Raw genomic sequence first — 7223 nt, 5'->3', positions numbered from 1 at the left:
TCTTCCACGACTTGAAGCGTTTTCGCGCCGCCGCCACCCGTTACGACAAGACGGCGAGCAGCTACCTCGCCGTCCTGCATGTCGCCTCCATGCTTCTTTGGCTGCGCTAATCAGGGACAGCCCCTAGCGCTGAGGCCCGGCTGGCCGGGTGTCCTTCGGGGGGGCGGGCCTGGGCTCGCTCCCCCGGTTTCGTTTTCCCTGCGGCGTCAGGAGCGCTTCGTAGGATGGAGGCTGGAAATCCCGCGTGAACCACCCGCTCGCCAGCCTCATCAGACCTCTCAAGTACGCGTGTCAGCGTGACTTCGCCCAGCTCGGGACCGTGCGGGATCTGCGCACGCTGATGGAGCGCACCCTGGAGTCGGCCGGGGGCGTGGACGCGCGCGCCCTGGAGGACTTGAGGGCGGCGCTGCCGCACGTGGATCCGCCCGCGCCGCCGGAGCACCGCAAGGCCGCGCTGCGCCAGGTGCTGGGTGCGCTGAAGCTCAGCGGCGTGGTGCTGCCGGAGGAGCTGGAGCGGGTGGTCGTCACAGGGGAGATCAACGCCGTGGCGGCGAGCTTTCCCCGGTCGCCGGAGCGTGCGCACGTGCTGGAAGGGGAGCTGAACCCCGCGCCGTCGCGCCGCCGGTTGACGCCGCCGCCGGGGACGCTGGAGGCGCGTGGCAACACCGTGCCGCCATGGCGTTCGCAGGACCCCGTGCCGCCGGTGGGCGGTGCCGTTCCGGCGGCAACGCCTGCGCCCGCATCCCGGCAGCAGGCCCGTTCGCCTTCGCCCGGAGCGGGTCCCCAAGGCGGGAATGCAGGCCCGGTGAAGGGCGAGCCGGTGCCTTACGGCGCGCGCATGGCGGCATCCCGGGGCGCCTCGACAGGCCCCGCGCAAGGCGACGCCCAGCCTTACGGTGCGCGCATGGCCGCGGCCCGGAACGCAGCCGTTCCCGCGGGTGCGCCGGCCCGTGCTCCGGGCGCGAAGCCCAATGCGAGCACCGACCCTCGCAAGGGCGCTCCGCCAGCGGACCGCGCTCCCACGGAGAAGGCCCGGAAGAAGAAGGCCAAGGCGGTGGGCGCGGAGGCGTCCCGCTCCGAGGCGAAGCTGCTGTCCATCGCGCCGCGCACGGGCCCGCTGTCCGCGCCGCTCAAGACGCTGGGCAAGCGCCTGGGGCCGCGCCTTGTCGCCGTGCTCGACAAGAAGGGCCTGCGCCGCACCGGCGACATCCTGTTCCTGTTGCCACGCTGTTACGAGGACCGCCGCAAGCTGCGCACCATCGCGGAGCTCATCCCCGGCGAGCGCGGCGTGACGGTGGGCACCGTGAAGACGGCGGACTTCGTCCCGGGGCGTGGCGGCAAGCGCATGTTCCGCGCCGTCGTGGGGGACCGCTCCGGCAGCATCGCCGCCACCTATTTCAACGCCGGGCCGTGGCTCAAGAGCCGCTTCTCCGTGGGCAAGCAGCTGGTGCTCTCCGGCGAGGTGCGCGCCTCCATGAACGGCCGGGAGATGGCCCACCCGGAGCTGGAGCCCGCCGAGGACCTGGAGAACACGACCTCCGTCCACTTCCACCGCATCGTCCCCGTCTACCCGGGCTTCGAGCGCGGCGAGCAGCGCTCCTTCCGCGAGCTGGCCTCGCGCATCAGCGAGCAGCACGCGCACCACCTGGAAGAGCCGCTGCCCGCGGACCTGCGCCGCCGCTACCACCTGATGGGCCTGCCGGACGCGCTGCGCTTCATCCACTTCCCGCCCGACGACGCGGACCTGGAGGCGCTGGACGCGCACCAGAGCCCCGCGCACCGCCGGCTCGCGTTCGACGAGCTGTTCTTCCTCCAGCTGGGCATGGCCCTCAAGCGCCAGGGCGTCAAGGCGGAGGAGGGCATCGCCTTCAATGTCGCCCCGGAGCGGCTGGACAAGGCGCGCGCCGCGCTGCCCTTCCAGCTCACCGGGGCGCAGGCGCGCGTGGTGGGGGACCTCTCCCGGGACATGGCGCGCCCGGAGCCCATGAACCGGCTGGTGCAGGGCGACGTGGGCAGCGGCAAGACGGCCGTGGCGCTCGTGGCCGGCATGGTGGCGCTCCAGGACGGCTACCAGGTGGCGGTGATGGCCCCCACTGAAATCCTGGCCGAACAGCACGAGCGCACCTTCCGCCGCATCCTGGAGCCGCTGGGCTACCGCGTGGGGCTCATCAGCGCGGCGGGCACCGCGAAGCACAAGCGCGAGGTGCGCGAGTCCGTGGCGAAGGGCGACATCCACCTCGCCGTGGGCACGCACGCGCTGCTGGAGGGCGGCGTGTCCTTCCAGAAGCTGGGGCTGGTGGTCATCGACGAGCAGCACCGCTTCGGCGTGCTCCAGCGCCACACGCTCATGAGCAAGGGGCTCACGCCGGACGTGCTGGTGATGACCGCCACGCCCATCCCGCGCACGCTCGCGATGACGCTCTACGGCGACCTGGACGTGTCCATCATCGACCAGCTCCCGCCGGGCCGCACGCCCATCACCACGCGCGTCTTCAACAACGAGCAGCGCGCGCGCGTCTACGAAGCGGTGGGCGCGGAGCTGGCCAAGGGCCACCAGGCCTACATCGTCTATCCGCTGGTGGAGGAGTCGGAGAAGCTGGACCTGGAGGACGCCACCCAGGGCGCGACGAAGCTTCAAGTGGTGTTCCCCAACGCCAGCGTGGGCCTGCTGCACGGGCGCATGAAGCCGGAGGAGAAGGACGCCGTGATGGAGGCCTTCCGCGACAAGCGCATCCAGCTGCTTGTCTGCACCACGGTGGTGGAGGTGGGCGTGGACGTGCCCAACGCGTCCGTGATGGTGGTGGAGGCCGCGGAGCGCTTCGGCCTGTCGCAGCTGCACCAGCTGCGCGGGCGCGTGGGCCGTGGCGCCGCGGCCAGCTACTGCTTCCTGGTCGCGGGCGCCGCGCGCTCCTGGGAGTCCACCGAGCGGCTGGGCGTGATGGAGCGCAGCAGCGACGGCTTCGTCATCGCGGAGAAGGACCTGGAGATCCGCGGCCCCGGCGAGTTCCTGGGCACGCGGCAGAGCGGCCTCCCGGAGCTGGCCGTGGCGAACCTCGTGCGCGACGGCGACCTGTTGTCGCTCGCCCAGGTGGAAGCGCGGCGCATCACGGACGCCGACCCCCAGCTCCAGAAGCCGGACCACCAGGGGCTCGTGAAGGCGCTGGAGGAGCGCTGGGAGGGCCGGCTCGCGCTTGCCCGGGTGGGGTAGGCCCGAGGAGGCCTGCGCCGGCCCCCTGGATTGCCCCGGACTGTCGTCGTGCTTACTTTTCCTGCTGGAGGACCACGGGGGACGGACGCGATGGGAGACTGGGGCCGAGCGGAGTATCTGGCGCGGCAGGGCATCCGGGATCGACGGGTGCTCGCGGCGATCGCCAACCTGAGCCGTGCGGACTTCGTGCCCTTGGGTGCGCGGGACTCGGCCCATCAGGACGTGCCGTTACCCATTGGCCACGGGCAGACCATCAGCCAGCCCTACGTGGTGGCCCTGATGACGGAGGCCCTGCGCCTGCGCGGCTGTGAGCGCGTGCTCGAGATCGGCACCGGCTCCGGCTACCAGACGGCGGTGCTCGCGATGCTGGCCCGCGAGGTCTTCACGGTGGAGATCGTCCGCGAGCTGGCCCGGCCCGCCCGGCGGCTGCTCCACCGGCTGGGCTTCACCAACGTGTTCTACCGGGAGGGGGACGGCTCCCAGGGTTGGGCCAAGGTCGCGCCCTTCGACGCCATCATCGCCACCGCCGCGCCGGCGGAGGTCCCCCGGGAGCTCCTGCGCCAGCTGAGGCCCGGGGGGCGGATGGTCATCCCCGTGGGCTCCGTGAACGAGACGCAGGAGCTGCTGCGCATCCGCCGGGGACAGCCGGGGATGCTGCCCCGGGTGGAGCACCTGCTGCCGGTGCGCTTCGTCCCCATGGTGGGCCTGGGCTCCTCCGCCCCGGGCTGAGCGGGTGCGACAGGCCGCGCGCCTGCATGCCCACTCCCCGCGTCCCGGGGTCGCGTTGCCGAGCGGAGAGGGGACCGGTAACGTCCCGCCCATGATCATCTGCCCGGTCTGCGACCACGTGCAGTCGGAAGGCGAAGAGTGCGAAGGCTGTGGCAAGCGCTTCCCCGGCCTCATGAACATCCCCGCGCCTGTCGTGGCCCCGTTGCCGGAGCTGGAGCTGACGCACCACGCGGGGGGCCGCGTGCCGGTGGACGCGCCCGTGCTGCCGGAGCTGGACCTGACGCGGCTGCGCTCGGGGCCGGACCTGCCGGCGATGGTCGTTCCCGACCTGGAGTTGACCCGTTCGGGCGCCACGGGCGACGTGCCCGTCGCGCAGATGATGGACCTGGACACGGGCCGAGCGCAGGACGACGGCGTGCGCACCGCCGCCCCGGTGGGCGCGGTGACGTGCCGCTACTGCCGCCATGTCCAGGCGGAGGGCCTCTTGTGTGACGGCTGCGGCATGCGGCTGCCCCGGACCCGGGTGGCTGCGCCCGTGACGGCGAAGCGCGGGGGCGCGGACGACGGCGAGCGCGTGCCCTGTCCCTCCTGCCACGTGCCGGCCTGGCCGGGCCGCGCGTGCGTGGCGTGCGGCACGAAGGTGGAGGCGTGACGGCCCCGGCGCTGAAGGCGGGCTACGCGTGCAGCGAGGGTTGCGGCTTCACCGCCTCGCTGTGGGACGTCGTCTACCGCTGCCCGCGCTGTGAAGGACTGCTGGAGGTGGCCCACGACGAGGCCGCCCTGCGCGCCATCCCCGCGGCGGAGTGGAAGCGCCGCTTCGAGTCCCGCTTCGCGACGTCCCGGCTGCCGGACGGCTCTGGCGTCTGGGGCAAGCGCGAGTGGGCGCTGCCCGAGCTGCCGGTGGAGGACATCGTCTCGCTGGGAGAAGGGCGCGTGCCGCTCAAGCCGCTGCCTCGCATGGCGGCGGAGCTGGGGCTGGGCTCGCTGATGTTGAAGGAGTGCGGCGTCTCCCCGACGGGCAGCTTCAAGGACTGGGGGATGACGGTCCTGGTGTCCGCGGTGAAGCACCTGCGCTCGCGCGGCACGCCCATCCGCGCGGTGGCGTGCGCGTCCACGGGCGACACGTCCGCGGCGCTGTCCGCGTACGCCGCGGCGGCGGGCATCCCGGCGGTGGTGTTCCTGCCGAAGAACAAGGTGTCGCTCGCGCAGCTGGTGCAGCCCATCGCCAACGGGGCGCGCGTGCTGTCGCTGGACACGGACTTCGACGGCTGCATGAAGCTGGTGCAGGCGGTGACGGCGGACACGGGGCTGTACCTGGCGAACTCGATGAACTCGCTGCGCATCGAGGGCCAGAAGATGATCGCCATCGAGCTGTGCCAGGACCTGGGCTGGGAGCCGCCGGATTGGATCGTCATCCCGGGCGGTAACCTGGGCAACGCGAGCGCCCTGGGCCGGGGCCTGGACCTGCTCTTCAACCTGGGGCTCATCACCCGCCGGCCGCGCATCGCGGTGGCACAGTCGCAGCGGGCCAACCCCCTGGCGCGCGCCTTCCGGGGCGGCTTCCAGGAGCTGGTGCCCATGCAGGCGGGAGCGACGCTCGCGTCCGCCATCCAGATTGGCAACCCGGTGTCCTTCCGCCGCGCGGTGCGGATGCTGCGCGCGTTCGACGGCGTGGTGGAGGAGGCGACGGAGTCGGAGCTGGCGAACGCCGCGGCCCGGGCGGACCGCGAGGGCACCTTCGCCTGTCCGCAGACGGGCGTCGCGCTGGCGGCGGTGGAGAAGCTGGCCGCGTCGGGCGTGATGGCCAGGGGCTCCAGCGTCGCGGTGGTGGCCACCGCGCACGGGCTGAAGTTCGCGGACTTCAAGGTGGGCTACCACCGGGAGACGCTGAGCGACGTGAAGGCCGCGCACGCGAACCCGCCGGTGGAGCTGCCCGCGGACCTGTCCGCCGTGCGCGAGGCCCTGAAGGACCTGGGCTGAAGCCTCGCGCGCGTCCCGGGTCGCGCTACTCCACCTCGAGCGGCAGGCGCGACTCGATGGTGAGGCCGAAGCCGGAGAGGCCCCGGTAGGTCATGTCCGTGTTGGACATCACGCGCAGGGTGCTCACGCCCAGGTCGGTGAGGATCTGGCAGCCCATGCCCACGTCGCGGGACTCGTTGGCCGCGCGGCTGACGGACGCGTTGCTGCCGTCGCCCGCGCGCTTGTGGTGGATGCCGAAGTCGTTGCCGTGCATGCCGGGCAGGTAGACGATGACGCCCGTGCCCTCGCGCGCCACGGTCTCCATCGCGCGGTCCAGCAGCAGGTTGCACTTGCAGTCCGGTGACCCGAACACGTCGCCCATGGCGCAGGCGCCGTGCAGGCGCACCAGCGGGGCGGGCTGGGTCTTCGACGGGTCGCCCTTCACCAGGACGAGCGACTTCGCGCCGTCGGGCGTCCACGTGTAGGTGAGGGCGGTGAACTCACCGTGGCGGGTGCGCACGACGCTCTGGCCGGACTCACGGCGGACCAGGCGGTCCTTGCGGCTGCGGTACTCGATGAGGTCCGCGATGGTGACGAGCTTGAGGTCGTGCTCGCGCGCGAACTGCTTCAGGTCCGGCATGCGCTGCATGGTGCCGTCGTCCTTCACCAGCTCGCAGAGGATGCCGGAGGGCTGCAGGCCGGCGAGCCGCGCCAGGTCCACGGCCGCTTCGGTGTGGCCCGCGCGGCGCAGCACGCCGCCTTCGCGGTAGCGCAGCGGGAAGATGTGGCCGGGGCGCAGGAAGTCATCCGCGGTGCTGTTCGGGTCGGCGAGCGCGCGGATGGTCTTCGTGCGGTCGCTGGCGGAGACGCCGGTGGTGGTGCCGTGGCGGAAGTCCACGGAGACGGTGAAGGCGGTGCGGTGGGACTCGGTGTTCTCCGCCACCATCTGGGGCAGGCGCAGCGAGTCCAGCCGCTCGGCGAGCATGGGCTGGCAGATGATGCCGCTGGTGTGGCGGACCATGAACGCCAGCATCTCGGGGGTGGCGAGCTCGGCGGCCATGATGAGGTCGCCTTCGTTCTCGCGGTCCTCGTCGTCGGCGACGATGACGCACTTGCCAGCCTGGATGTCGCGGATGGCCTCCTCGATGGTGTTCAACTCGGAGTCACGGCTCATGTCGGGGGAACTCATCCTGCTGACGACGTGGAGAGGCATGGTTCGCGGCATGTAACGCGAGGGGGGTGGGGTGGCAAGCCATGCCCGGGGACCGAGCGTGCGTCCGTTCAATGGCTGGGATGAGCGCAAGCTGGGACTGCGCGTCCGTGTAGG

The 7223-nt window shown here is 72.2% G+C and carries 5 protein-coding genes; 4 read left to right on the top strand and 1 reads right to left on the bottom strand.

Annotated features, from left to right (window positions below):
- Positions 1-244 precede the first annotated feature (244 nt).
- The 4 genes from recG (at position 245) to thrC (ending at position 5917) form a co-directional block, all read left to right on the top strand.
- Entirely contained in the window at positions 245-3208 is a 2964-nt protein-coding gene (recG, locus tag D7X30_RS40625) for an ATP-dependent DNA helicase RecG (RefSeq protein ID WP_120568349.1), read from the top strand.
- A gap of 90 nt (positions 3209-3298) precedes the next feature.
- Positions 3299-3937, top strand: coding sequence for a protein-L-isoaspartate(D-aspartate) O-methyltransferase (locus tag D7X30_RS40620; protein ID WP_120568348.1), 639 nt, complete (start codon positions 3299-3301; stop codon positions 3935-3937).
- Between the two features lie 91 nt (positions 3938-4028).
- Positions 4029-4589 carry a hypothetical protein gene (locus D7X30_RS40615; protein WP_120568347.1) on the top strand — a complete coding sequence of 187 codons (561 nt, stop codon included), beginning with the start codon at positions 4029-4031 and terminating at the stop codon, positions 4587-4589.
- The gene (gene thrC / locus D7X30_RS40610; RefSeq protein ID WP_120568346.1) at positions 4586-5917 is read left to right on the top strand and encodes a threonine synthase; all 1332 of its coding nucleotides are present in this window, start codon (positions 4586-4588) and stop codon (positions 5915-5917) included. The genes D7X30_RS40615 and thrC overlap by 4 nt, the downstream gene beginning before the upstream one ends.
- 25 nt (positions 5918-5942) lie before the next feature.
- On the opposite strand, the gene ribB is transcribed toward thrC, so the two are convergent.
- Positions 5943-7070, bottom strand: a complete 1128-nt coding sequence (gene ribB, locus D7X30_RS40605; protein WP_120568345.1) for a 3,4-dihydroxy-2-butanone-4-phosphate synthase — start codon at positions 7068-7070, stop codon at positions 5943-5945.
- Positions 7071-7223 lie beyond the last annotated feature (153 nt).

The sequence above is a fragment of the Corallococcus sp. AB011P genome (assembly GCF_003611605.1).
In the GTDB taxonomy this organism is placed as follows: domain Bacteria; phylum Myxococcota; class Myxococcia; order Myxococcales; family Myxococcaceae; genus Corallococcus; species Corallococcus coralloides.
Note: the sequence above shows the minus strand (reverse complement) of the source record. Positions and strands in the feature narration are given on the sequence as shown.

Coding starts and splice junctions, on each gene's coding strand:
- D7X30_RS40620 (WP_120568348.1), top strand. CDS start 3,299: ATGGGAGACTGGGGCCGAGCGGAGTATCTGGCGCGGCAGGGCATCCGG.
- D7X30_RS40615 (WP_120568347.1), top strand. CDS start 4,029: ATGATCATCTGCCCGGTCTGCGACCACGTGCAGTCGGAAGGCGAAGAG.
- ribB (WP_120568345.1), bottom strand. CDS start 7,070: ATGAGCCGTGACTCCGAGTTGAACACCATCGAGGAGGCCATCCGCGAC.